The organism is Bacillus sp. RE35, from assembly GCF_052146655.1.
Taxonomy (GTDB): domain Bacteria; phylum Bacillota; class Bacilli; order Bacillales; family Bacillaceae_G; genus Bacillus_A; species Bacillus_A cereus.
Map to the genome: position 1 here is coordinate 3,716,070 of NZ_CP197377.1, position 21,772 is coordinate 3,737,841.

Sequence of the window (21,772 nt, forward strand, 5' to 3'; positions counted from 1 at the left end):
TTGTTTCTATGATTATATATGATTCTTTTATAGCAATGATTGGGTGTAACTCTCTTCGAAAATAAGAAAATTAGAATCGAACAGATTCCTCATTCTTACTTTTAGGATGCAAAACTGTGCTATTTTTATTTCTATTAAAAATAAAATAAGAAAGTATGATAAGAACAGTAACAAACATTGTTAAAAATGCTTGTGAACGTAAAGTATCAATTGCGAACATCGCAACTAAAACTGCTATAATAGCAGCAATTGTAACATACGTTACATACGGAAAAAGCCACATTTTCACTTTCAAATTTTGTTGTTCTACTTTCCCCATTTTTTTACGCATCTTTAAATGCGAAACTGCAATAACGAGATAAACTAGTAACGCAATCCCGCCAGATGCATTCACTAAAAACAAAAAGACTTTATCTGGAGAAATGTAACTAAACACAACTCCAATATAAGCGAAGAAAGTTCCAAATAAAACCGCTCGAACGGGAACACCACTACTGTTCAATTTTAAAAATGACTTTGGAGCATCTCCTCTTTCTGCCATTGAAAAAAGCATTCTTGAATTTGTATATAAGCCTGAATTTAAGCAAGAAAGTACAGCTGTTAAAACGATAAAATTCATAATTTGTGCTGCCGCTGGTATTCCTATATGTTCAAGTACAGCTACAAATGGACTTTTTAATATGTTTGCTGAATTCCATGGCAGTAGCGTAACAACTACTGCTATAGACCCAATAAAAAATACAAGAATACGCCAAATCACACTGTTTGTTGCTGTTTTTACTGCTTTTACAGGTTCTGCAGATTCACCTGCGGCTACTGCTACAATCTCTGATCCCATAAATGAAAATATAACAACAGTAATTCCAAGCAGGACCGAACTTATACCGTTTGGCATAAATCCACCTTGTCCAATTAAATTCGAAGTGCCGGGTGCTTCTGTTCCTGGAACAAATCCTAAAATAACAGCAAGACCTAGACAAAGGAACAAAACAATACTTATTACTTTAATAAAAGAAAACCAATATTCAAACTCTCCAAATGATTTCACCGAAAAAACGTTCGTCAGCGTTAATAAAATTGTTAATATTAAACTTAATAACCAAAGCGGTATTTGTGGAATCCAATATTGGATAATACCAGCACCTGCTGTGGCTTCTATTGCAATAACAATTACCCAAAAAAACCAGTATAACCAGCCTATTGTATAACCCGCCCAAGGACCAATCGCTTCTCTTGCATACGTTGCAAATGAACCACTTGTCGGATTAACAGCTGCCATTTCTCCTAGCATTCTCATGACGAAAATGACTAGAAGTCCTGCTAATGCATATGAAACGATAGAACCTGGTCCTGCCGAATGTACAACTGCACCACTTCCAACAAACAAACCAGCCCCTATTACGCCGCCAATTGAAATCATTGTAATGTGGCGTATTTTGAGGTCTTTCTTTAGATTTTTATCCAAATCTTGTACATCCCCTTCCAAACTAAATTTTGAAACTTATGTAAGAGTACTGTGCGAAAGATTTTGTTCTATACGTTAAAATATATCAAAATATTCTGAATTTAACAATTACAATTCAACCTTCTTCAAAAATTATTACATTAGGTTTAATACTTTCCCATACACAATTGTTGAGAAAATTATAGTCCCCTTTCAAAAGAAAGAATTTTCAGATATTATTAAATAAACAAGATTATACATCTAGACAACTTTTTGTATAGGAGTGTTGATATGTTAAACAAGTTCAAATTTTTTTGTTGCATTTTAGTAATGTTCTTACTTCTACCGCTATCCCCTTTCCAAGCACAAGCAGCAAACAATTTAGGTTCAAAATTACTCGTTGGATATTGGCATAACTTTGATAACGGTACTGGCATTATTAAATTAAAAGACGTTTCACCAAAATGGGATGTAATCAATGTATCTTTTGGTGAAACTGGTGGTGATCGTTCCACTGTTGAATTTTCTCCTGTGTATGGTACAGATGCAGACTTCAAATCAGATATTTCTTATTTAAAAAGTAAAGGAAAGAAAGTAGTTCTTTCAATAGGTGGACAAAATGGAGTCGTTTTACTTCCTGACAATGCCGCTAAGGATCGTTTTATTAATTCCATACAGTCTCTAATCGATAAATACGGTTTTGATGGAATAGATATTGACCTTGAATCAGGTATTTACTTAAACGGAAATGATACTAATTTCAAAAATCCAACTACTCCCCAAATCGTAAATCTTATATCAGCTATTCGAACAATCTCAGATCATTATGGTCCAGATTTTCTATTAAGCATGGCTCCTGAAACAGCTTATGTTCAAGGCGGTTATAGCGCATATGGAAGCATATGGGGTGCATATTTACCAATTATTTACGGAGTGAAAGATAAACTAACATACATTCATGTTCAACACTACAACGCTGGTAGCGGGATTGGAATGGACGGTAATAACTACAATCAAGGTACTGCAGACTACGAGGTCGCTATGGCAGATATGCTCTTACATGGTTTTCCTGTAGGTGGTAATGCAAATAACATTTTCCCAGCTCTTCGTTCAGATCAAGTCATGATTGGGCTTCCAGCAGCACCAGCGGCAGCTCCAAGTGGTGGATACATTTCGCCAACTGAAATGAAAAAAGCTTTAAATTATATCATTAAAGGAGTTCCGTTCGGAGGAAAGTATAAACTTTCTAACCAGAGTGGCTATCCTGCATTCCGCGGCCTAATGTCTTGGTCTATTAATTGGGATGCAAAAAACAACTTCGAATTCTCAAATAACTATAGAACATATTTTGATGGTCTTTCCTTGCAAAAATAACAAAGTAAAACTATAATTAGCCCCCATCAATCGGACATTTATGGGCAATCAATGCAGGATAAAAACAGCAATAGGACCCTTTATAGGTCCTATTGTTGTTTTTTATTTATGAAAATTACTTTGTCACATCTAAAGTTTTAAGAAACTGTTTTCCATCGCCCAACATCGCACGTTCCTCCGAATCATATTGTTAAATATTCTAGTCACTCTTTTGCTTCAACACAAAAACTGAAAGTTCAGGTACACTACAAAATCTAACAGGCATCCTAGTAGTCCCAATACCACGATTTACATATAAATATAACTGCTTACTCTTCCCCTCCACTTCATACATACCTTCAACATAACTCTCAGCTAGTTTGGTAGTAATTAACGGACCTACAAAAGGGATTTGGACTTGTCCTCCGTGACTATGTCCTGACAGTTGAAGATCAACTGGGTAACGATTTATTTTGGTTACAACATCCGGCTCATGTACTAATAACATGTTGAAATCATTTTGTTTCAAGTTTTTTAAAGTTGAATCTATTTTCGGCTTCCCTAATAGAAAATCATCCAAACCTGATATTGTAATATATTTGCCGTTTTCCACTTTAATTTTCTGCACTTCATTTACTAATACAGAAAAACCAGCTTCCTCCATATATTTTTTGTAAAATAAACTACCGCCCCCGCCCCTATCATGATTCCCAAACACAGCATATTTCCCTAAGGGAGCATAAATTTTCTGCAAAATAGCCTTCGCTCCCTCTCTTTCTGCACTATAAGAACCAAATTTATCTATTAAATCTCCGGTAAAAACTACTATATCTGGATGTAATTCATTCATCTTCTCCACCAAATGTTCAAGTTGCTTCAATGTAAACTCTGGCCCTAAATGTACATCTGAAAACTGTAATATTTTTTTATTATTAAATTCTTTAGGAATTGCAGAAGCTTCTATTTCATTCCATGTAACTGTTACTAGTTTTCGTTCTATTTCTGTCGCATAATAATACAAACTTACTAGTATCATTAATATACTTATAAAACTAATAATAAATATCTTTACGATTGATTTTTTTCGTTCTTTTTTTACATGATTCGTATTCATGTTTTCACCTCTAGAAACACTTTAAATCCTTATTGTTACATTAATGTGACAACATGAACAATGTTATTAATATGTAATTTCCTCCCTATTCACTTTGACAATTTTATACAGAAGTCATACCATATTTTTATAATACATATATTTTCGAATCTTTTTCTATTCATTCCATCATTTTATTACGGAGGGGTTATTCATGTCTGTATTTACACCAGAAGAAATTACGGAACTTGCTGCGAATTCCGGAAGGAAAAAAGCTCATTTATCATTACTCCCTATGCTAATTCTCGGTTTTTTTGGCGGTGCTTTTATCGCATTAGGGTATTTACTCGATATTCATGTTATTGGAACAATGCCAAAATATTGGGGATCATTTACTAGTTTTCTAGGCGCTGCTGTATTCCCTATCGGTCTTATTCTCGTTATTCTTGCAGGCGGTGAACTAGTAACTGGTAACATGATGACAGTTTCTATGGCTTGGCTTCAAAAGAAAATTACTTTATTTCATTTCATACGAAATTTAGTTATTGTTACGTTTAGCAATTTCATAGGGGCTGTATTTGTAGCCTACTTTTTTGGCCATATCGTTGGCTTAACTGAAGGAGCTTTTTTAGCGAAAACTATTTCTATCGCTCAAGCGAAACTACAAGATACACCATTGCAAGCATTTATTTCTGCAATCGGATGTAATTGGCTCGTTTGTTTAGCTGTTTGGCTCAGTATGGGAAGTAAAGAATTTATCGGAAAGATTATCGGTATTTGGTTCCCAGTTATGACTTTTGTTACGATTGGATTTCAACACGTTGTAGCAAATATGTTTGTCATCCCAGCCGCAATTTTTGCCGGTCATTTCACTTGGGCTGAATATTTTCCAAACTTTATTTTTGTTTTCTTTGGAAATTTAGTAGGAGGTATGTTATTTGTAGCACTACCTTACTTCATATCTTATAATAAGAAACTATCTTCTTATCAAGAGAAGACTGAAATGAAGAACAAATCTCTGTCGGCTTAAATAGAATGTCTATAAAGAACCCTAAAAATATTACAAATTTCATTTTTTTTGCGAATATATGTACGTACACTTGTTCTCGAATGTTTTATACGTTATAATAACAACTTAAATAGCATTATTTACATATGAGGTGAAAAACATGAACAAAACAGAATTAATTAAAAACGTAGCACAAAATGCTGAGATTTCTCAAAAAGAAGCTACTGTAGTTGTACAAACTGTAGTAGAATCAATCACTAACACTTTAGCCGCTGGTGAAAAAGTACAACTTATCGGATTCGGTACATTCGAAGTTCGCGAAAGAGCTGCTCGTACAGGCCGTAACCCACAAACTGGTGAAGAAATGCAAATCGCAGCTTCTAAAGTACCTGCTTTCAAAGCTGGTAAAGAACTAAAAGAAGCTGTAAAATAATGAAAAATATCCTTCTCATTTATGAGAAGGATATTTTTTCATAACATAATTAATAAAAATCTGACCATTATGCTGTTTCTTTTGTTCTTTTATGCAAATAAAATCTTTACTTTCAAAAAAAGGTTTTGCGGTAATGCTCGCCTCTGTATATATCTCCCTATGTCCCAAGTTCACTGCTTCTTTTTCTAACTTCTGTAGTATGTATGAAGCGACTCTTTTCCCTTGATAATCTTTATGCGTAAATAAACGATCTACGTAACGATCATCGTTATAATCCCCAAACCCCACAATCATACCTTTATGATCCGCTACATAGCTAATATTCTTTTCTAAAGACTGTAACCAATTTTCTCTATCTAGTCGCTCCGGTGCCCACGCCTGTAGCTGTAACTCATTATAATCTTTTGCATTAACCGTATGAACTGTTTCATAGAACAATTGTAATACTTGATCTAAATCTTTTTTCTGGAATGTTCTAATTATAATATCTTTTAACATATATAAGTCTCCTTACCAAACTACCTCTTAACTTTTCTACTACATACGATTCTATATTTCTGCTTTATTATATCGTTTTAATTTCTATACGAACAAAAAAACAATACTTATTCAAGTATTGTTTTTTAATTCTATTCAATTACTTAATGTAGCTTTTTAAGGTTTTAATTTAACTCTTTGTAATCGTAATGCATTTAATACAACGGATACAGAACTAAATGCCATCGCTGCTCCAGCAACCCAAGGGGCTAAGAAACCTAATGCCGCAATTGGAATTCCTAACGCGTTATAAGCTAATGCCCAGAATAAATTTTGTTTAATATTTCTTATCGTCATTTTACTCATAAATATCGCATCAGCAATACTATTTAAGTCACCGCGGATTAACGTTATATCCGCTGCTTCCATCGCTACATCCGTTCCCGTTCCAATTGCCATACCAATGTTCGCTGTAGCAAGAGCAGGAGCATCATTTATCCCGTCTCCAACCATCGCTACTTTCTTACCATTTGCTTGCAGTTTTTTCACTTCTTCTGCTTTTCCTTCTGGCAATACTTCTGCAATTACGTGATCAATACCAACTTGCTTTGCAATTGCCTGAGCAGTTTGTGTATTATCTCCTGTAATCATCACAACGTCTAGACCCATTTTTTTCAGTCTTGCGATAGCTGCTTTTGAAGTATCTTTCACAGTATCTGCAACGGCAACTATACCAGCATATTCTTTATCGATTGCAATAAGCATTGCTGTTTTTCCTTCTCGTTCTAGCGCTTCCATTGATTTAGAAACTTCTTCAATATCAATATTGAATTTCTTCATTAATCGACGTGTACCAATTAATAAGTGTTTTCCTTCTACAACTGATTCGATACCAAATCCCGGAATCGCTTCAAACGTTTCTGAACTCGGGATATCAATTTTCTTTTCTTTAATTCCTTCTACAATCGCTTCTGCAAGCGGATGTTCAGAATTTCTTTCTGCTGCCCCTACTAATCTAAGCAGTTCATTTTCATTGAATCCATCTGCTACAATTACATCTGTTAATACCGGCTTCCCATTTGTCACTGTACCCGTTTTATCTAGAATAACCGTATCTAATCGGTGCGTTGCTTCTAAATGCTCTCCACCTTTAAATAAAATACCATACTCAGCCGATCTTCCTGATCCTGCCATAATAGATGTAGGCGTTGCAAGACCTAATGCACATGGACAAGCAATAACAAGTACTGCTATCATTTTCTCAAGTGCTCCGCCAAAATCACCAGGTGTAACAAATATCATCCATACTGCAAATGTGATAATCGCAATCACAACTACAACCGGTACGAAAATACCTGAAATTTGATCTGCTACCCTTTGAATAGGAGCTTTTGAACCTTGTGCCTCTTCTACTACTTTAATAATTTGAGCTAATGCAGTATCTCTTCCTACCTTAGTTGCTTTCACTTTTAAAAATCCATTTTTATTTATTGTCGAACCTATTACTACATCCCCAATTGACTTATCAACAGGAATACTTTCACCCGTTAACATCGATTCATCAATTGCTGACTTTCCTTCTACAATCTCACCATCTACTGGTATTTTTTCACCAGGCTTTACATAGACGATATCACCAGCTACTACTTCTTCAATCAAAATTTTTATTTCTGTTCCATCTCGCACAACTGTAGCTGTCTTCGCTTGTAAACCCATCAATTTTTTAATTGCTTCTGATGAGCGCCCTTTTGCTTTCGCTTCAAATAATTTACCTAAAATAATTAATGTAATAAGTACCGCACTCGTTTCAAAATATAAATCTGTCATATGTTCCGAAGAACCAATAGATTGAATACTTAAATATACACTATAGAAGTACGCGGCCGACGTTCCAAGCGCCACGAGAACATCCATATTAGCACTTTTATTGCGTAACGCTTTATAAGCCCCAACATAAAACTGTCCACCAATGATAAATTGAACAGGAGTTGCAAGTGCTAGTTGCACCCAAGGGTTCATTAACATATCCGGTAAATAAATAAATGACGTAAATGAGAAATGACTAACCATTGCCCACAATAGTGGGAAAGATAAAATAAACGAAATAATAAACTTCTTCTTTTGTCTTTCAATTTCTTGTAATCGATGATCAGTTGATGCATCTTGATCATCTGGTTTCACTTCTAATTTATATCCTAGCTTCGTAATCGCGCTCTTCATTTCATTTACATTAACTTCATCAGGGTTAAAGTCTACTGTGGCTGATTCTAAAGCAAAATTTACTGTCGCCTTGTTCACACCATCTAACTTATTTAAACGCTTTTCAACTCTATTTGCACATGCTGCACATGTCATTCCTGAAACAGTAAATTCAGCTTTATCACTTACAATTCCATATCCTAATGATTCAACTTTTTCTTTAAATTGTTGCGGATTTGTTTTAGTTGGATCGTACATTATTTTTGTTTTTTCAAGCGCAAAATTTACATTTGCCTCATGAACACCTTCTACTTTTTTTAGACCTTTTTCAATTCTATTTGCACATGCCGCACATGTCATTCCTAATATTTGAAGATTGGCCTCTTTTTTTTCATTCATGTCTCTCACCTCTATATACCCTTATGAGGTATAATGATTAGCAAAATAAATCGTACTTCATTTAAAGTACGATTTATTTCCATATCTAAAAATAATTATTGAACATCGTATCCTTGATCTTCGATTACAGCAACGATATCTTTTAATGTTACAGCAGACGAGTCGATAGTAACTTCAACAGTTCCTTCTGCTAATTGAACCTTCACTTGTTCAACACCGTTTAGCTCTTTCACACTGCTTTCGATAGCATTTACACAATGTCCACAAGACATACCTTCAACCTGTAATGTTAACTGTTCCATTTAAAATCCTCCTCTTGTTTATTCATTGTTTGTTAATCACAATTACATCTTACCATACCCCCCTAAGGTAATCAATGGTTTTGTATCATGATTTTTCAATTATTTTCTAAAAGTTTATTTTACACACACTTTTTCACTACAATACACCCAAATCCAATATGAGGGTAAACAAAAAAACAAGCCAGTTAAATACTAGCTTGTTTTTACGCTTTTGAAAAACGTTCAAATACTGTCATTAATTCTTCAATTGCTTCGTCACCATTTCCATTTTTAATAGCTCCTGAAACACAATGACTCGTATGATTTTTGAGAACGCCCATTCCTACTTTTTTCATCGCTGCATTAATCGCTGAAATTTGCACTAAAATATCTACGCAATAACGATCATTTTCAATCATGTTTTGAATACCGCGGACCTGTCCTTCAATTCTCTTTAATCTATTTATAATCTGTTCTTTTTCTTTTTCTGATCTATGTGTTACTGCTTCATGCTCTTTATGATCCATATTATCACCTTCTTAAAGTTTCTCTTCATCCAATAAAACAATTGTTTTTTATGAGTATACCAATTATAGCATTAAATATCTACGCATGATACCCCATAAGAGTATATTTACACTTTATGATTATTCTTAACAACGCATTAGCTTCTTAATCTCAATTTTCAGTATACCCTTTCCTTTTTGTCAAAAAATCATTATATCTCTCATCAAAATTCAATAAAGTGAAACAAGAATAAGCGGGGATTACCCGCCCCCGCTTATTCTTCGTCTATAATGTTTTAATTTAAATTTTCAGATATTTAACCTGAGAATTTTTTCTTTCCATATATAATTATTGCTGATCACATACTTTTGTATCATTCACTACTGAAGTTCCTTCAACGGTTACCGTATGAAAACAGTCATTTACTCGAACTGTCACAACATTATCTTGCCGATCAATGATATGATATTCATTAAAATTTTTATTTAGAGCACTGCGAATTTGTTCTCCTTCATAAATTGGAATGCCATGTGATAGAACCCAAATAAGTCCAGCGATAGCAAGAATTGTTTTCATACGATCTACCTCCTTGGGAATATAGTGAACTTTTCATCCATGCTTTTTCAGCTCTACGAATCCTGATTGTAATAAACCAAGCCTTTTGGAAATAAGTTCATTTCGTCTATTTCATGTTTATGCTAATTGTGACCGAATTGTGACAACTTTTTGTCTCTTTAGACGAAAAGTTGAAACAAAACTTTCGAAAAGGACAATTCTACACATTAAAAAAGGTTATGGAATGTTTCATCCATAACCTTTTTTCCTATACGTAACTAATAAACCTCAATCCTTTACTTAAAGACGTCGGCACAACAGATGCATGATTCTCCCCTTCAGCTTCATAAAACTTAAATTTAAGTTTATCGTGGTTTACTTGGAGAAGGCGCTCTGATAATTCATTTGCACCTACAACCATATGCTCTCGTTCAAGTGATCCAACTGTAAGGAACACTCCTGTTTCAAACTTAGCATTGTTTAATTCAATTATAAGGTTCTCTTCTTTTTCAAGAACGGATTTATTATTCCACCATATAGATGGACTACTAATAAAATAATTTTGAAAAGCATTCAAGTTTGTAAATAGTATATGCAAAGCAAATAGTCCACCTAAAGAATGTCCAAATAACGTTTGCTTACTTTTATCAATCTCAAAATTCTTTTCAATTTGTGGTTTCAGTTCTTCTTCAATAAAAGTAAAGAAATTATGTGCTCCTCCTGTTTTAGGCCACGGTTTACCGTCTGGTTTTAAAGGGGCATCTTTTGAAATTACGCTAGGCGTAAAATCATAGCACCTTTCTTCCCCTGAAAATGCGCCTTCAATCGGATAACCCACTCCAACTATAACAGCTGGTGAAACACCAGTTTTTTCCGCTCTTACTGATTGTATTTTAACTGCTTCATGAAATGTTTGAAAAAAGGCATTGCCATCTAATACGTAAATAACGGGATATCCTGAATCCGGTGCTGGTTGCCTCGGCTTTGAAATATGAATTTGATATTCCTTACCTTCTAATTTTGAATACATTTTCCACTGCTCTGTATTAGATGTTATAATCTGCTGTTTTTCAATTATAGTATTCACCCTATCCCCCCCTTTTAACTTGTTACATATATTTCGATTTTTTCTTCTTGAGATACAACGCTATCATAACCGAAACAAACAGGAGCCCCATTATACGGATCAATCATGACACGCGCATCAATATGAAATACTTCTTTTAACACTTCATTTGTAATGATTTCTTCTGGGCTACCAGTTGTAACAATTTCGCCTTCCTTCATTGCAATAATTTCATCTGAAAACCTTGATGCATGGTTAATATCATGTAATACCATAACAACCGTACAATTATGTTCTTTATTTAACTTCTCTACAATTTGTAATACATCTAATTGATGAGACATATCAAGGTATGTAGTTGGCTCATCTAATAGCAACACTTCTGTCTCTTGTGCTAATGCCATCGCTAGCCATACCTTTTGTCTTTGACCACCTGATAAATTTGCAATTTGTCTCGTTCGAAATTCAGAAGTTTTCGTTATATCTAATGCCCAATCAATCATTTCTTTATCTTTTGTCGTTAACTTATTTACGTTATTTCGATGTGGATAGCGTCCATAAGAAATTAATTCTTCCACTTTAAGCTCACCTGGTGCAATTGGAGTTTGCGGGAGTAAAGCTAACTGCTTCGCAATTTCTTTCGTTGGAATTGTATGTAAATCCTGTCCTTGCAAATATACTTTACCGCTTTTTTGTTTTAAAATTCTTCCCATTGTTTTTAACAATGTCGATTTACCGCAACCGTTTGGACCTATAATTGTCGTTACTTTTCCTTCTTGTATTTCCACATTTAAATCGCGAAACACTGTAAGCTTTTCATAACTTGTTTCTAAATTTTTTGCACTTAAAATACTCACTTTTATTCCTCCTCTTACGCTTTCGCCTTATAAAGTAAATATAAGAAATACGGTACACCGACAATAGAAATAACGATTCCAACTGGTAGCTCTACAGGTGTAAAAACTGTTTTCGCAATAAAGTCTGAAGCAATTACAAGAAACATTCCGATTACGCCGCACGTAGGAATTATATACTTATGTTGAATACCGACAAGCCTTTTCGCTATATGCGGTGCCATTAAGCCAATAAAACCGATACTCCCTGAAACAGCAACACATGCGCTCACAAGCCCGATACTACTTAATAGTAAAATCGATTTCTCTCTTTCTACTGAAACACCTAAACTTGTAATACTCGTTTCTTCCAATTGAAATAAATCTAATAAATAAGCTTTCTTTTGTATAAGCGGAATTAAGATAATAAGCCATGGTAACATAGCCACAATATACTTCCAGTTTGCACTATATATGCTTCCAGACACCCACACTGCGGCCATTTCAAAATCAGTTGACTTCATTTTGAGTGATAAGTACATAGAAAAGGCTCCAAATCCTGATCCAATTGCAATCCCTGTTAATAAAAGTCGCTGCGAATCTAATTTACCGTTTTTCCAAGAAAACAGATAAATGATGATAGCTGCACCTAATCCGCCTACTAAACCAAACATTGGCATCATCATAATAGAAACCCAGTCTGTGCTTTTTAATTGCCCTTGAAAGAAAAACATAAAAATGACAATCGCTGTTCCTGCTCCGGCATTTACGCCTAAAATACCTGGGTCCGCCAACCCATTTCTCGTAATCCCTTGAATAACGGCACCCGCAACACCAAGGCCTAATCCTACTAATCCAGCAATTACGATGCGCGGAAGGCGAAACTCAAAAATAACTAAATCATGTTCTGGTACTGGATCAATTCTAAACAGTGTTTTAAATATATCTGTAATCGTAATGTCGAACGTACCATTTGTTAAACTAATATAAATAGCACATAGTATTAAAAATATAATAATCCCCATCGTCATTCCGAAACGTTGACTTGAACTTTTAAGCATGTCTCTCTCCTCCTCTAGTACGGATTAAATAAAGGAAGAAAGGAATTCCAATTAAAGAGGTAACGACTCCAATAGGTGTTTCAAATGGATAGTTTACAAATCTACTCAAAACGTCACATAACGCTAAGAAAACGCCACCAATAACACCTGCACATGGCAAAATCCACTTATAATCTACCCCAATTATAAAGCGCGTAATGTGCGGAATAATTAAACCTACAAAACCAACTTTCCCCACTAAAGCAACTGCTGTTCCTGTTAAGAAAATTACCGATAAAATTGCCATCGCTTTAACTAGTTTTGTACGTTGCCCTAAATTAATAGAAACCTCTTCGCCTAATGAAAGAATGGTAATAGATTTTGATATTAACAATGCTAAAATTATTCCAATTATCCCAAACGGTATCGTGATTTTAATGATATTAAGATCTACTTGATCTAACTTTGCATTAAACCAAAAACTAACATTTTGAGAAATTTGGAAATACGAAGCCATTGCAGCCGATACACTACTTAAAAATGTTCCAATAACTGTTCCTATAATCGCTAACCTAACTGGTGATAAGCCATTTTGAAGGAGCGAACCAAAACCAAACACGATACCGGCTCCTAGTGCAGAACCAATCATTGAACATACAACCATACCAATTGATGACATTCCCGGAAGAAAAATCATGCTAAGTGTAATAACAAAGGCAGCGCCATCCGTCACACCCATAATAGAAGGGGATGCAAGATAGTTTCTTGTCATCCCCTGCATAAGTGCTCCTGATATGGCTAGAAATGCTCCGACTAAAAGAGCTGCAACTACCCTTGGTAAACGTGAAGTAATAATAATATTATGATTTACATCGCTTGAATCAAAATGAAATAATGCGTTCCACACTGTTTCAGCGTCAATACTTTTTGCCCCATACAAAATCGAAAGTATAATTGTAAATAAGATGAGTATGGGTGCTATACATAATATAGTTACTGGTACTGCATTTGTTTTCTGCATATCATTCAACGCACCTTACTTATTGTATTATTTAGATAAATTTTTCACGGCTTCTTTTAAGAATGCTGTTTTACTCCAAGCTGTACCACCTTGTGCCATTGGATCTACAACATTTACAAATACTTTCTTTTCCTTCGCAGCATTCATACTTTGCCAAATTGGATTACTTTCAATTTCTTCTAACACTTTCGGGTTTTTATTTTCACTTGCCTCATATTGTAAGAAAATATAATCTGGGTTAAGTTCAGCAAGTTTTTCAAATGAAATTTTCTCTTGTGCTTTTACAGTTTTCAATTGTTCTGGAGCAGTTAGTCCAAGATCTTTATAAATTACAGGGTTGAAGTATACTCCTTCTGGATATAGGAATAATTCGTTTGCTCTTAGTCTTATGACAAGTACTTTTTTATCTTTTAACTTATCTCCTAGTTTTGCTTTTGCTTTTTCAGCGTCCGAATTGTAATCCTTAATAATTTTTTCTGCTTTATCTTTTTTACCAGTTAATTCTCCCATTAACTTTAAGTTATCTTCCCAATTTGTTGAAACGTGTGATACCGGGAATGTAGGAGCTACTTTCGTAAACTTTTCAGCTGTTTCTGCTGGGAATTTCGTACTCGATGTAATAACATCTGGTTTTAATTGTAGTAATGTTTCGAAATTGGGTTGCATTTTCTCACCAACAGATTTAGCACCTTCTAACTCTTTTTCAAGATATTTTGGTAATTTACCACCTACAGTAATGGCACCAACTGGTTTAATTCCAAGTACTGCCGCATCTTCCATTGACTCTAAACTAGCTGTCGCAATTTTATCTACTTTTGCTGGCACTGTATACTCTTTACCTAAATATGTGATTTTTCGTTTTTCATCTTTTTTCGTTTCCGTAGCTTTTGTCTGTTGTTTTTGCTCGCCTGAAGTTTTATCCGCACTATTACATGCCGCTAAACCTACACTTAAAACTGTAACCATCCCTAAAGTAAATAATTTCTTGTTCATCTTTATATGTCTCCTCTCGAATTTTCAAACTATATTCTCAATAAAATTTAACTATATGAACTTTGTCCCATATATATATTTCATTAGATTAATAATTTTATCCAGAACTCATTCCCGTTCACTTCCCCTAGACTATAATTCTTTTACGCCTTCATCACTTGATAATCATTTTCACTGATAATGATTATCGTTACTAAGTATATATTTAATATGAAATTATTTCAAGAATGATTTGAAAAATTTTAACAAACTGAATTAAAAAAAGAAGTATCTCCCTAATATTAGGGAGATACTTCTTTTTTTAGAAATTTATATGTAATTCAACTGGACAATGGTCTGACCCCATTACTTCACTATTAATTTTCGCTTCTGTTATTTGGTCTTTCATTCTTTCCGAAACAACAAAATAATCTAAACGCCATCCGATATTTTTCGCTCTCGCGCCCATACGATACGACCACCACGAGTATGCACCTTCTTGATTAGGATAAAGGTAACGATATGTATCAATAAATCCTTCTTCTAAAATACATGAAAATTTCTCTCGTTCCTCATCAGAGAATCCAGGATTTTTACGATTACTTTTCGGATTTTTCAAATCGATTTCTTTATGAGCAACATTTAAGTCTCCACAAAAAATAACTGGTTTCTTCTCATCTAATCGTTTGATATAGGACCTGAAATCATCTTCCCATTTCATTCTGTAATCTAATCGTTCTAATCCACGTTTTGAATTTGGTGTATATAACGTTATCATGTAAAAATCTTCGAATTCTAAAGTAATAAGTCGCCCTTCTTGATCATGCTCTTCAATGCCTAAACCATATGTAACTGAAAGCGGTTCTTTTTTCGAAAAAATAGCAGTTCCTGAATATCCTTTTTTCACAGCATAATTCCAGTATGTATAATATCCCTCTAAATTTAAATCAATTTGCCCTTCTTGTAATTTAATCTCTTGTAGACAAAATATGTCAGCACTTGATTCCTCAAGATATTCCAAAAATCCACCTTTTGCGATAACAGCTCGCAAACCATTTACATTCCATGAAATTAACTTCATCTATAGTCCTCCTCTTGATGTTTATTTCCAAATTTCATGCTATCACAAAATAGAAAACAATTATATTTTCACCTTTGTAATCTTGCTCTTACATTTATGAATACATACATACGCACTTTATTCAGGTTATACTAATTTCAGAGGTGATGTTCTATGCACAATGAAGGAGTTACATTAACAAATGAGTATTGGCAAGCAATTATTCATAATGATTCTTCCTATGATAGCAAATTCTTTTATGCTGTGAAATCAACTGGAATCTTTTGCAGGCCATCATGCAAATCAAGAATACCGAATAGAAACAATGTACGAATTTTTCATCATGCAGAGCAAGCATTAAGTGAGAACTTTCGCCCGTGCAAACGTTGTAAGCCAAATGGAATCACTTTACCTAATGAAGAGTGGGTAGAACAAATTAAAGACTATATCGAAAAGCATTATGACGAATCCTTAACTCTCGACATGCTTGCGGAAATGTGTCACGGTAGCCCTTTTCATTTACAACGTACTTTCAAAAGAATAATAGGGTTAACTCCTATAGAATATATGCAACAATTCAGGGTTCTTAAAGCAACCGAATACCTTTTACACACAAATCAATCTATTAAAGAAATTAGTACTGCTGTCGGGATAGAAAACCCAGAGTATTTCGCAACTTTATTTAAAAAGAAAACCGGATTTACTCCTACTGAATATCGAAAAAAGAACGAAATGAAAGAGGGATACGATAATGAATTCCTACAAAAATAATTATATATATTGGACGCTACTTACACATAAAAATTGGCGATTTCATATTGCTGCAACTGAAAATGGACTATGTTTCATTGGATCACAAGACGAAAACTTTGAAGAATTAAATATATGGGCTAGAAAAAAACTGCCCCAACATATATTGACCCATAGTCCAGATTACTTGCAAATATATACGCAAGAAGTTATCGAGTATTTAGAAAACAAGCGAGAAACTTTTACATTTCCTATCGATGCTTATGGAACTAATTTTCAATTATCTGTTTGGAATACGGTACGTGAAATTCCTTATGGAAAGACATATTCTTATACAGAAATTGCTGAAAGAATTCAAAAACCTAAAGCTGTGCGCGCCGTTGCTTCTGCTATTGCTGCTAACCCTCTTCTTATTACCATTCCTTGTCACCGCGTTATTGGGAAGAATGGGAAACTAACCGGATTTAGGGGTGGATTAGAAATGAAGAAAAAATTGCTTACATTAGAAAAGTTGCAGGTGGAATTCATATGACAGCAGAATATAATAGCGCATTATCTATAGCAGTTCCAAAAGAATTTTGTTTCCAAGAAAATTTACGTTATCTATCACGCTCTAACAATGAATGTATGTTCCATATTGAAGATAACAAAATTTATAAAGTTATCCCTGTTCAAGATGTAAATCCTTTAGTTGAAATTAGTGTGAATACAGATGGGAATATTCAAATACGTTGTTTAGAAGAACCATATACATCTGAAAAATCGATACGTGAAGCTGTAGTTAACTATGTAAAAGAATGGTTTGATTTAACTACTGATTTAGCCCCATTTTATACATTAGCTAAACATGATTTACTCCTTCAAGGACCAATTGAACAATATTATGGCCTTCGTACTTTAGGCATTCCAGACTTATTTGAGGCACTTTCCTGGGGAATTATCGGTCAACAAATTAACCTAACATATGCTTATACACTAAAAAGGAGATTAGTTGAGCAATTTGGAAGTTATGTAGAATGGGACGGTAGAAAGCATTGGATATTCCCATCACCTGAAACAATTGCAAATCTACATGTAGAAGATCTCCAACAATTAAAAATGACGACTAGAAAATGTGAATATTTAATCGGTATTGCGAAGCTTATTACAGAGAGAAAACTATTAAAAGAGGATTTACTGCAAACACAAGATGTAAAGGTTGCTGAGAAACAATTAACTGCTATCCATGGTATAGGGCCATGGACTGCCAACTATGTTTTAATGCGTTGTTTAAGATTTCCTTCGGCTTTTCCAATTGATGATGTTGGTCTGCATAATGCAATTAAATTTATAACAGGTTCCGAAAATAAACCGACAAAAAATGAAATAAAAGATTTCGCGGCAAACTGGGCTAATTGGGAGTCTTATGCGACTTTTTATTTGTGGCGAGTACTATATTAAAAGAACCAAGTAGCACATTCGTACTACTTGGTTCTTTTTTAAGCTTGCTCCTCAAAACGTCTTGCAATTTCCACAATAACTTGAACAGCTTTTTCCATAGTATCTACCGAAACATACTCAAATTTACCGTGATAGTTTTCACCACCAGTGAAAATATTCGGCGTCGGTAATCCCATATATGATAATTGTGATCCATCTGTGCCTCCGCGAATCGGATGAATATTTGGTTCAATGTCTAAACTTTTCATTGCTTCATATGCAATATCAACAATTTCTCTTACCGGTTCAATTTTTTCAAGCATGTTATAGTATTGATCATTCATTTCTAAAACGACTGCATCTTCGCCATATTTTTCTTGCATAGTCTTCACAATATTTTTAACGTTATTTTTACGTGCCTCAAAATTTTCACGATCAAAGTCTCGAATAATATAATACGCTTTACTTTGCTCAACATCACCATTTAAAGAAAGTAAATGATAGAATCCCTCATAGCCTTCTGTATATTCTGGCGCCTCTTCTACTGGTAAATACCCGTTAAACTCCATAGCCAGTTTAGTAGCATTGCGCATTTTATTTTTCGCTGTTCCAGGATGTGTATTCGTTCCGTTAAACGTTAACTTAGCACCTGCAGCATTAAAACTTTCATACTCTAAACCACCTAATGGACCTCCATCCATCGTATAAGCGAATGATGCACCAAACGCTTCTACATCAAAATGCGCTGGCCCACGACCAATTTCTTCATCCGGTGTAAATGCTACTCTTATTTTCCCGTGCTTAATTTGCGGATTATGTATTAAATGGTTCATTGCAACCATAATTTCTGTAAGACCAGCTTTATCATCTGCTCCTAGAAGTGTTGTACCATCAGTTGTAATAATGGTATGTCCTTTATATGATGGTAATTCCGGGAACTGCTCTGGTGTTAACACAACATTTAGCTCTTCATTTAACGTAATTGCATTACCATCAAAATTTTCATGAATTTGTGGTTTGACGTTTTTCCCTGTAAAGTCTGTTGCCGTATCTAAATGGGCTAAAAATCCGATTACAGGAACATCCTTGTCCGTATTAGCTGGAAGTGTTGCCATTACATAGCCATTATCATCCATCGTTACTTCTGTTAAACCAATTTCTTTTAGCTCTTCCACTAATAACTTACCAAACTCAATTTGTCCTGGTGTTGTTGGTACTGTATGACTTTCTTCATTTGATTGCGTATCAATTTTTACATATCTCGTAAATCTTTCAATAAGTTCTTGTTTCAAGTTCATTCACTCCCTTTTATGTTCCTCCCTCCATTATAATCCTTAAAACGAAATATTTTAACTTTTTTGACTGTGAAGATGTATATTTCATTTACATTGTTAACACTTTTACATAACAAAAAGAATATTAGTGAACATATTTAAAGTACAGCTTAATACAAATAAATTCACCCTATTTACGACTCTCATCGCAAATAGGGTGTTTCTGTTTTTATCTCGCAATTTAAGAATATATACTACTCATTTACAATAAAAGTATATACATCATCATAAATACAGCCATTTACTTTAATCACATACTTCCCAGGTTTATTAAAACTAATTGTGTATTTATTTAACTGAATTGCTTCTTTATCTCCAGAAAGAATATCAATGCTTCTGCCACTTAATACATACAATTCATTTAGATTCATCGTTACATCAATTGTATTGAAATTTTCTACTTTCACTTGCTGTGCTTCCGCAACGCTTACACTTGGTTCTAAAAACAGTAATCCACTTAATCCAATCGTCCCCGCTAAAGCAACTCCCGCAAACTTTTTAATCTGTTTCATTACAATGACCTCCTTATAGATTTTACGTAAAGGCAATGTCCTCCCTTACACCACAAAGCCTATATGTAATGAAATGAAAAGTAAACGGGGACTGTAAGACAAAATTCTACATCTTTTTCTCCTATTGAATATAAATCCAACGTTTGGAATTTTGGCACATTTAAAATTGTTTCCCTAAACCAATTTCTCCATAATTTATTCAAAGACTGAATAATTACTTATTTATTTAACATTCTAACAATAGTTGATAAAGATGCTTTCTATTCAAAAAAAGACTTTGCTATAAAAGTAACTTTTACAACAAAATCCATGCAACTAATTTTATTCAACTTTCCATAATCTCTCTACATTCATTAATTGTTCTTCTTTAAATTCCATCTTATATATATCCGGTTTTGACGTATTCATTAAAAATTCAAAACCATATTGTTTATCAAAATAGTTCATCATTAATGTCATGACAAGCCCATGTGTACCAATTACAATTTTGCATCCTCGAAAATCCATTAAGATTTCTTTTAATACTTTCACTACTCTTCTCTGGCAATCTGCATATGACTCTCCTTCCGTTCGTGCAAAGTCCGGATTAGAGAACATCTTCTGTACAAGTGGATACACCTCTTTGTCTGATATAACCTGATCCTCACTTGAAAACATACACTCTTTAAGATTTTCATATACTACTATTTCTTTTTCATGGAAATTAGCTGACTCCTCTATCGTTAGCATAGCCCGATTATAAGGACTGGAAATAAAAGTATCAATCCTCTCCGCTTTTAATATGTCAGTTACTCTACGGGCATCCATATGTCCCCTCTCAGTTAATCCACGCATTCTTTCATTTCCTTCTAGTTTTGGTGATTCACCATGTCTAACCATATAAATATATGTGCTCATAATTTCTCCTTAAAATTTTTTATAAAGTGAAACTTTAATCAGCCCTCACTAATCGGGCTGCCCGGCAAATAGCGAGATAAGTTAATAAATCACGTTCATTTATCCCATTTCAACACTTAGGGGTAATACTAAAATACTTTATAAACTGTGCTGATTTGTTCGTCTAATCCATTCTCCTACTAAACTCTCAAATAATTCAGGCTGCTCAATTTGCAAATTATGCCCTGCCATATCTAACACTGCTAATGTTGCCCTTGGATATTCTTCAATAATTTCTATAATATTTTGATAACCTACTGATATATCTTGTCTTCCAGTCAGTAAAAGAACGGGATTTTCATATTTTTCATGCTGAAAATCCATAGTAAGAGAGTAATTCTTTTGCAACCTTTCAATAAATTCATAATTAGCAACATCTAACCCAGGCTTAATTTCTTCTTTAAATCGCTTATATGTATATTCATTTGCTATTACAGCTAACTCACAAAACTCCTCTCTTTCTGTGGAAGTGAGCGTATTTAAAAATTCCTCATCTTGTACAATTACCTGTTTATCTGGAAGAATCCTTTTTTCTGGCTCCGCTACAACAACAGGACATACTAATAGTAATCCGCTAACTCTCTCAAACATCTTTGCAAGTATACCTTTGGCTAAATAGCCTCCATATGATTCTCCTACCAATAAAAATTTTTCAGTAGAAATGATTTCCTCAATAAATGTGATAAGCACTTCTACTATACGATCTGAACTATTTATCCAATTTGGAGCATTCGATTTTCCCATTCCAGGTAAATCAATATATATTCGCTTATAACCTTCATATTTCTGAAATACTGATTCCATACATTTCATCATTAACCTATGGTCAGGGGCGCAGCCATGTATGATAATGACCGGTTTACCCTCTCCCACAATTTCATAGTATATTTCTGAATCTTTAATTCGATATATCATAAAAAAGCCTCCCTATTTAGTGGCAATACTATTCCACTCTGTAAGAATACACGTTCTTATTTTATATCTTTTCTCAACATTTTCACAAATATTAATCTTCAGATTAAAAATAAAAAGCTCACCAAAAAAAGATACTCATCATTTTATATGCAATTTTGCATCTC

The 21,772-nt window shown here is 34.1% G+C and carries 23 protein-coding genes; 6 read left to right on the forward strand and 17 right to left on the reverse strand.

The window, feature by feature from the left end:
* Positions 1-70: 70 nt before the first annotated feature.
* Positions 71-1,465, reverse strand: a complete 1,395-nt coding sequence (gene gabP, locus ACTL4X_RS18890) for a GABA permease (protein WP_000360112.1) — start codon at positions 1,463-1,465, stop codon at positions 71-73.
* 270 nt (positions 1,466-1,735) lie between these two features.
* On the opposite strand from gabP, the gene ACTL4X_RS18895 reads away from it, so the two are divergent.
* Complete coding sequence (locus ACTL4X_RS18895) at positions 1,736-2,818, forward strand: chitinase (protein WP_000932436.1); 1,083 nt, start codon at positions 1,736-1,738, stop codon at positions 2,816-2,818.
* Positions 2,819-3,017: 199 nt separating this feature from the next.
* On the opposite strand, the gene ACTL4X_RS18900 is transcribed toward ACTL4X_RS18895, so the two are convergent.
* The gene (locus ACTL4X_RS18900; RefSeq protein ID WP_001095336.1) at positions 3,018-3,911 is read right to left on the reverse strand and encodes a metallophosphoesterase; all 894 of its coding nucleotides are present in this window, start codon (positions 3,909-3,911) and stop codon (positions 3,018-3,020) included.
* A 193-nt stretch (positions 3,912-4,104) separates the two neighbouring features.
* Here ACTL4X_RS18900 and ACTL4X_RS18905 point away from each other — a divergent pair, with 193 nt between their 5' ends.
* The gene (locus tag ACTL4X_RS18905; protein ID WP_086401011.1) at positions 4,105-4,920 is read left to right on the forward strand and encodes a formate/nitrite transporter family protein; all 816 of its coding nucleotides are present in this window, start codon (positions 4,105-4,107) and stop codon (positions 4,918-4,920) included.
* 139 nt (positions 4,921-5,059) lie between these two features.
* Positions 5,060-5,332, forward strand: coding sequence for an HU family DNA-binding protein (locus ACTL4X_RS18910; protein ID WP_001043904.1), 273 nt, complete (start codon positions 5,060-5,062; stop codon positions 5,330-5,332).
* A gap of 15 nt (positions 5,333-5,347) precedes the next feature.
* On the opposite strand, the gene ACTL4X_RS18915 is transcribed toward ACTL4X_RS18910, so the two are convergent.
* From ACTL4X_RS18915 to ACTL4X_RS18965, 11 genes are all read right to left on the reverse strand, one after another.
* Positions 5,348-5,830, reverse strand: coding sequence for a GNAT family N-acetyltransferase (locus ACTL4X_RS18915; RefSeq protein WP_000910167.1), 483 nt, complete (start codon positions 5,828-5,830; stop codon positions 5,348-5,350).
* A gap of 156 nt (positions 5,831-5,986) precedes the next feature.
* Positions 5,987-8,407, reverse strand: coding sequence for a heavy metal translocating P-type ATPase (locus ACTL4X_RS18920; protein WP_098214141.1), 2,421 nt, complete (start codon positions 8,405-8,407; stop codon positions 5,987-5,989).
* A gap of 95 nt (positions 8,408-8,502) precedes the next feature.
* A complete protein-coding gene (copZ, locus tag ACTL4X_RS18925) occupies positions 8,503-8,709 on the reverse strand; it encodes a copper chaperone CopZ (protein ID WP_000436973.1) in 207 nt (68 codons plus the stop codon).
* A gap of 203 nt (positions 8,710-8,912) precedes the next feature.
* Positions 8,913-9,215 carry a metal-sensing transcriptional repressor gene (locus ACTL4X_RS18930; protein ID WP_000349637.1) on the reverse strand — a complete coding sequence of 101 codons (303 nt, stop codon included), beginning with the start codon at positions 9,213-9,215 and terminating at the stop codon, positions 8,913-8,915.
* Between the two features lie 328 nt (positions 9,216-9,543).
* Complete coding sequence (locus tag ACTL4X_RS18935; protein WP_000849103.1) at positions 9,544-9,771, reverse strand: hypothetical protein; 228 nt, start codon at positions 9,769-9,771, stop codon at positions 9,544-9,546.
* A gap of 247 nt (positions 9,772-10,018) precedes the next feature.
* A complete protein-coding gene (locus tag ACTL4X_RS18940; protein WP_086401009.1) occupies positions 10,019-10,837 on the reverse strand; it encodes an alpha/beta hydrolase in 819 nt (272 codons plus the stop codon).
* 14 nt (positions 10,838-10,851) lie between these two features.
* Entirely contained in the window at positions 10,852-11,673 is an 822-nt protein-coding gene (locus ACTL4X_RS18945) for an ABC transporter ATP-binding protein (RefSeq protein ID WP_000025766.1), read from the reverse strand.
* A gap of 14 nt (positions 11,674-11,687) precedes the next feature.
* Positions 11,688-12,710 carry a FecCD family ABC transporter permease gene (locus ACTL4X_RS18950; RefSeq protein ID WP_000920438.1) on the reverse strand — a complete coding sequence of 341 codons (1,023 nt, stop codon included), beginning with the start codon at positions 12,708-12,710 and terminating at the stop codon, positions 11,688-11,690.
* Positions 12,703-13,710 carry a FecCD family ABC transporter permease gene (locus ACTL4X_RS18955; RefSeq protein WP_001173041.1) on the reverse strand — a complete coding sequence of 336 codons (1,008 nt, stop codon included), beginning with the start codon at positions 13,708-13,710 and terminating at the stop codon, positions 12,703-12,705. The genes ACTL4X_RS18950 and ACTL4X_RS18955 overlap by 8 nt, the downstream gene beginning before the upstream one ends.
* 27 nt (positions 13,711-13,737) lie before the next feature.
* Positions 13,738-14,703: an iron-hydroxamate ABC transporter substrate-binding protein gene (locus ACTL4X_RS18960; protein ID WP_001035506.1), complete on the reverse strand. Its 966-nt coding sequence runs from the start codon at positions 14,701-14,703 to the stop codon at positions 13,738-13,740.
* Between the two features lie 301 nt (positions 14,704-15,004).
* Positions 15,005-15,763, reverse strand: coding sequence for an exodeoxyribonuclease III (locus ACTL4X_RS18965; protein WP_000767621.1), 759 nt, complete (start codon positions 15,761-15,763; stop codon positions 15,005-15,007).
* Positions 15,764-15,916: 153 nt separating this feature from the next.
* Here ACTL4X_RS18965 and ACTL4X_RS18970 point away from each other — a divergent pair, with 153 nt between their 5' ends.
* Genes ACTL4X_RS18970 through ACTL4X_RS18980 form a run of 3 tightly spaced genes read left to right on the forward strand, consistent with a single transcriptional unit; the run spans position 15,917 to position 17,932 of the window.
* On the forward strand, positions 15,917-16,513 hold the full coding sequence (locus ACTL4X_RS18970; RefSeq protein ID WP_151639895.1) for a bifunctional transcriptional activator/DNA repair enzyme AdaA: 597 nt from the start codon (positions 15,917-15,919) through the stop codon (positions 16,511-16,513).
* Positions 16,494-17,024, forward strand: a complete 531-nt coding sequence (locus ACTL4X_RS18975) for a methylated-DNA--[protein]-cysteine S-methyltransferase (RefSeq protein ID WP_001089840.1) — start codon at positions 16,494-16,496, stop codon at positions 17,022-17,024. The genes ACTL4X_RS18970 and ACTL4X_RS18975 overlap by 20 nt, the downstream gene beginning before the upstream one ends.
* Positions 17,021-17,932 carry a DNA glycosylase gene (locus tag ACTL4X_RS18980; RefSeq protein WP_086401005.1) on the forward strand — a complete coding sequence of 304 codons (912 nt, stop codon included), beginning with the start codon at positions 17,021-17,023 and terminating at the stop codon, positions 17,930-17,932. Before ACTL4X_RS18975 ends, ACTL4X_RS18980 begins: the two co-directional genes overlap by 4 nt.
* Before the next feature lie 38 nt (positions 17,933-17,970).
* Here ACTL4X_RS18980 and pepT read toward each other — a convergent pair whose 3' ends face one another.
* The 4 genes from pepT to ACTL4X_RS19000 all read right to left on the reverse strand — a co-directional run bounded on the left by pepT (position 17,971) and on the right by ACTL4X_RS19000 (position 21,608).
* Positions 17,971-19,203 carry a peptidase T gene (gene pepT, locus ACTL4X_RS18985; RefSeq protein ID WP_000807014.1) on the reverse strand — a complete coding sequence of 411 codons (1,233 nt, stop codon included), beginning with the start codon at positions 19,201-19,203 and terminating at the stop codon, positions 17,971-17,973.
* Between the two features lie 236 nt (positions 19,204-19,439).
* Entirely contained in the window at positions 19,440-19,757 is a 318-nt protein-coding gene (locus ACTL4X_RS18990; RefSeq protein WP_000809495.1) for a hypothetical protein, read from the reverse strand.
* A gap of 321 nt (positions 19,758-20,078) precedes the next feature.
* Positions 20,079-20,654: a histidine phosphatase family protein gene (locus tag ACTL4X_RS18995; RefSeq protein WP_086401004.1), complete on the reverse strand. Its 576-nt coding sequence runs from the start codon at positions 20,652-20,654 to the stop codon at positions 20,079-20,081.
* A 138-nt stretch (positions 20,655-20,792) separates the two neighbouring features.
* Positions 20,793-21,608 carry an alpha/beta fold hydrolase gene (locus ACTL4X_RS19000; protein ID WP_000640346.1) on the reverse strand — a complete coding sequence of 272 codons (816 nt, stop codon included), beginning with the start codon at positions 21,606-21,608 and terminating at the stop codon, positions 20,793-20,795.
* Between the last annotated feature and the right edge of the window lie 164 nt (positions 21,609-21,772).

What these genes read in the sequence shown, in the direction of transcription:
- ACTL4X_RS18980 (WP_086401005.1), top strand. Translation starts at nt 17,021, where the DNA reads ATGACAGCAGAATATAATAGCGCATTATCTATAGCAGTTCCAAAAGAA.
- ACTL4X_RS18915 (WP_000910167.1), bottom strand. Translation starts at nt 5,830, where the DNA reads ATGTTAAAAGATATTATAATTAGAACATTCCAGAAAAAAGATTTAGAT.
- ACTL4X_RS18920 (WP_098214141.1), bottom strand. Translation starts at nt 8,407, where the DNA reads ATGAATGAAAAAAAAGAGGCCAATCTTCAAATATTAGGAATGACATGT.
- ACTL4X_RS18895 (WP_000932436.1), top strand. Translation starts at nt 1,736, where the DNA reads ATGTTAAACAAGTTCAAATTTTTTTGTTGCATTTTAGTAATGTTCTTA.
- ACTL4X_RS18975 (WP_001089840.1), top strand. Translation starts at nt 16,494, where the DNA reads ATGAATTCCTACAAAAATAATTATATATATTGGACGCTACTTACACAT.
- ACTL4X_RS18950 (WP_000920438.1), bottom strand. Translation starts at nt 12,710, where the DNA reads ATGCTTAAAAGTTCAAGTCAACGTTTCGGAATGACGATGGGGATTATT.
- ACTL4X_RS18990 (WP_000809495.1), bottom strand. Translation starts at nt 19,757, where the DNA reads ATGAAACAGATTAAAAAGTTTGCGGGAGTTGCTTTAGCGGGGACGATT.
- ACTL4X_RS19000 (WP_000640346.1), bottom strand. Translation starts at nt 21,608, where the DNA reads ATGATATATCGAATTAAAGATTCAGAAATATACTATGAAATTGTGGGA.
- ACTL4X_RS18995 (WP_086401004.1), bottom strand. Translation starts at nt 20,654, where the DNA reads ATGAGCACATATATTTATATGGTTAGACATGGTGAATCACCAAAACTA.
- ACTL4X_RS18960 (WP_001035506.1), bottom strand. Translation starts at nt 14,703, where the DNA reads ATGAACAAGAAATTATTTACTTTAGGGATGGTTACAGTTTTAAGTGTA.
- copZ (WP_000436973.1), bottom strand. Translation starts at nt 8,709, where the DNA reads ATGGAACAGTTAACATTACAGGTTGAAGGTATGTCTTGTGGACATTGT.
- ACTL4X_RS18900 (WP_001095336.1), bottom strand. Translation starts at nt 3,911, where the DNA reads ATGAATACGAATCATGTAAAAAAAGAACGAAAAAAATCAATCGTAAAG.
- ACTL4X_RS18970 (WP_151639895.1), top strand. Translation starts at nt 15,917, where the DNA reads ATGCACAATGAAGGAGTTACATTAACAAATGAGTATTGGCAAGCAATT.
- ACTL4X_RS18910 (WP_001043904.1), top strand. Translation starts at nt 5,060, where the DNA reads ATGAACAAAACAGAATTAATTAAAAACGTAGCACAAAATGCTGAGATT.
- ACTL4X_RS18955 (WP_001173041.1), bottom strand. Translation starts at nt 13,710, where the DNA reads ATGCAGAAAACAAATGCAGTACCAGTAACTATATTATGTATAGCACCC.
- ACTL4X_RS18930 (WP_000349637.1), bottom strand. Translation starts at nt 9,215, where the DNA reads ATGGATCATAAAGAGCATGAAGCAGTAACACATAGATCAGAAAAAGAA.
- ACTL4X_RS18935 (WP_000849103.1), bottom strand. Translation starts at nt 9,771, where the DNA reads ATGAAAACAATTCTTGCTATCGCTGGACTTATTTGGGTTCTATCACAT.
- ACTL4X_RS18905 (WP_086401011.1), top strand. Translation starts at nt 4,105, where the DNA reads ATGTCTGTATTTACACCAGAAGAAATTACGGAACTTGCTGCGAATTCC.
- ACTL4X_RS18965 (WP_000767621.1), bottom strand. Translation starts at nt 15,763, where the DNA reads ATGAAGTTAATTTCATGGAATGTAAATGGTTTGCGAGCTGTTATCGCA.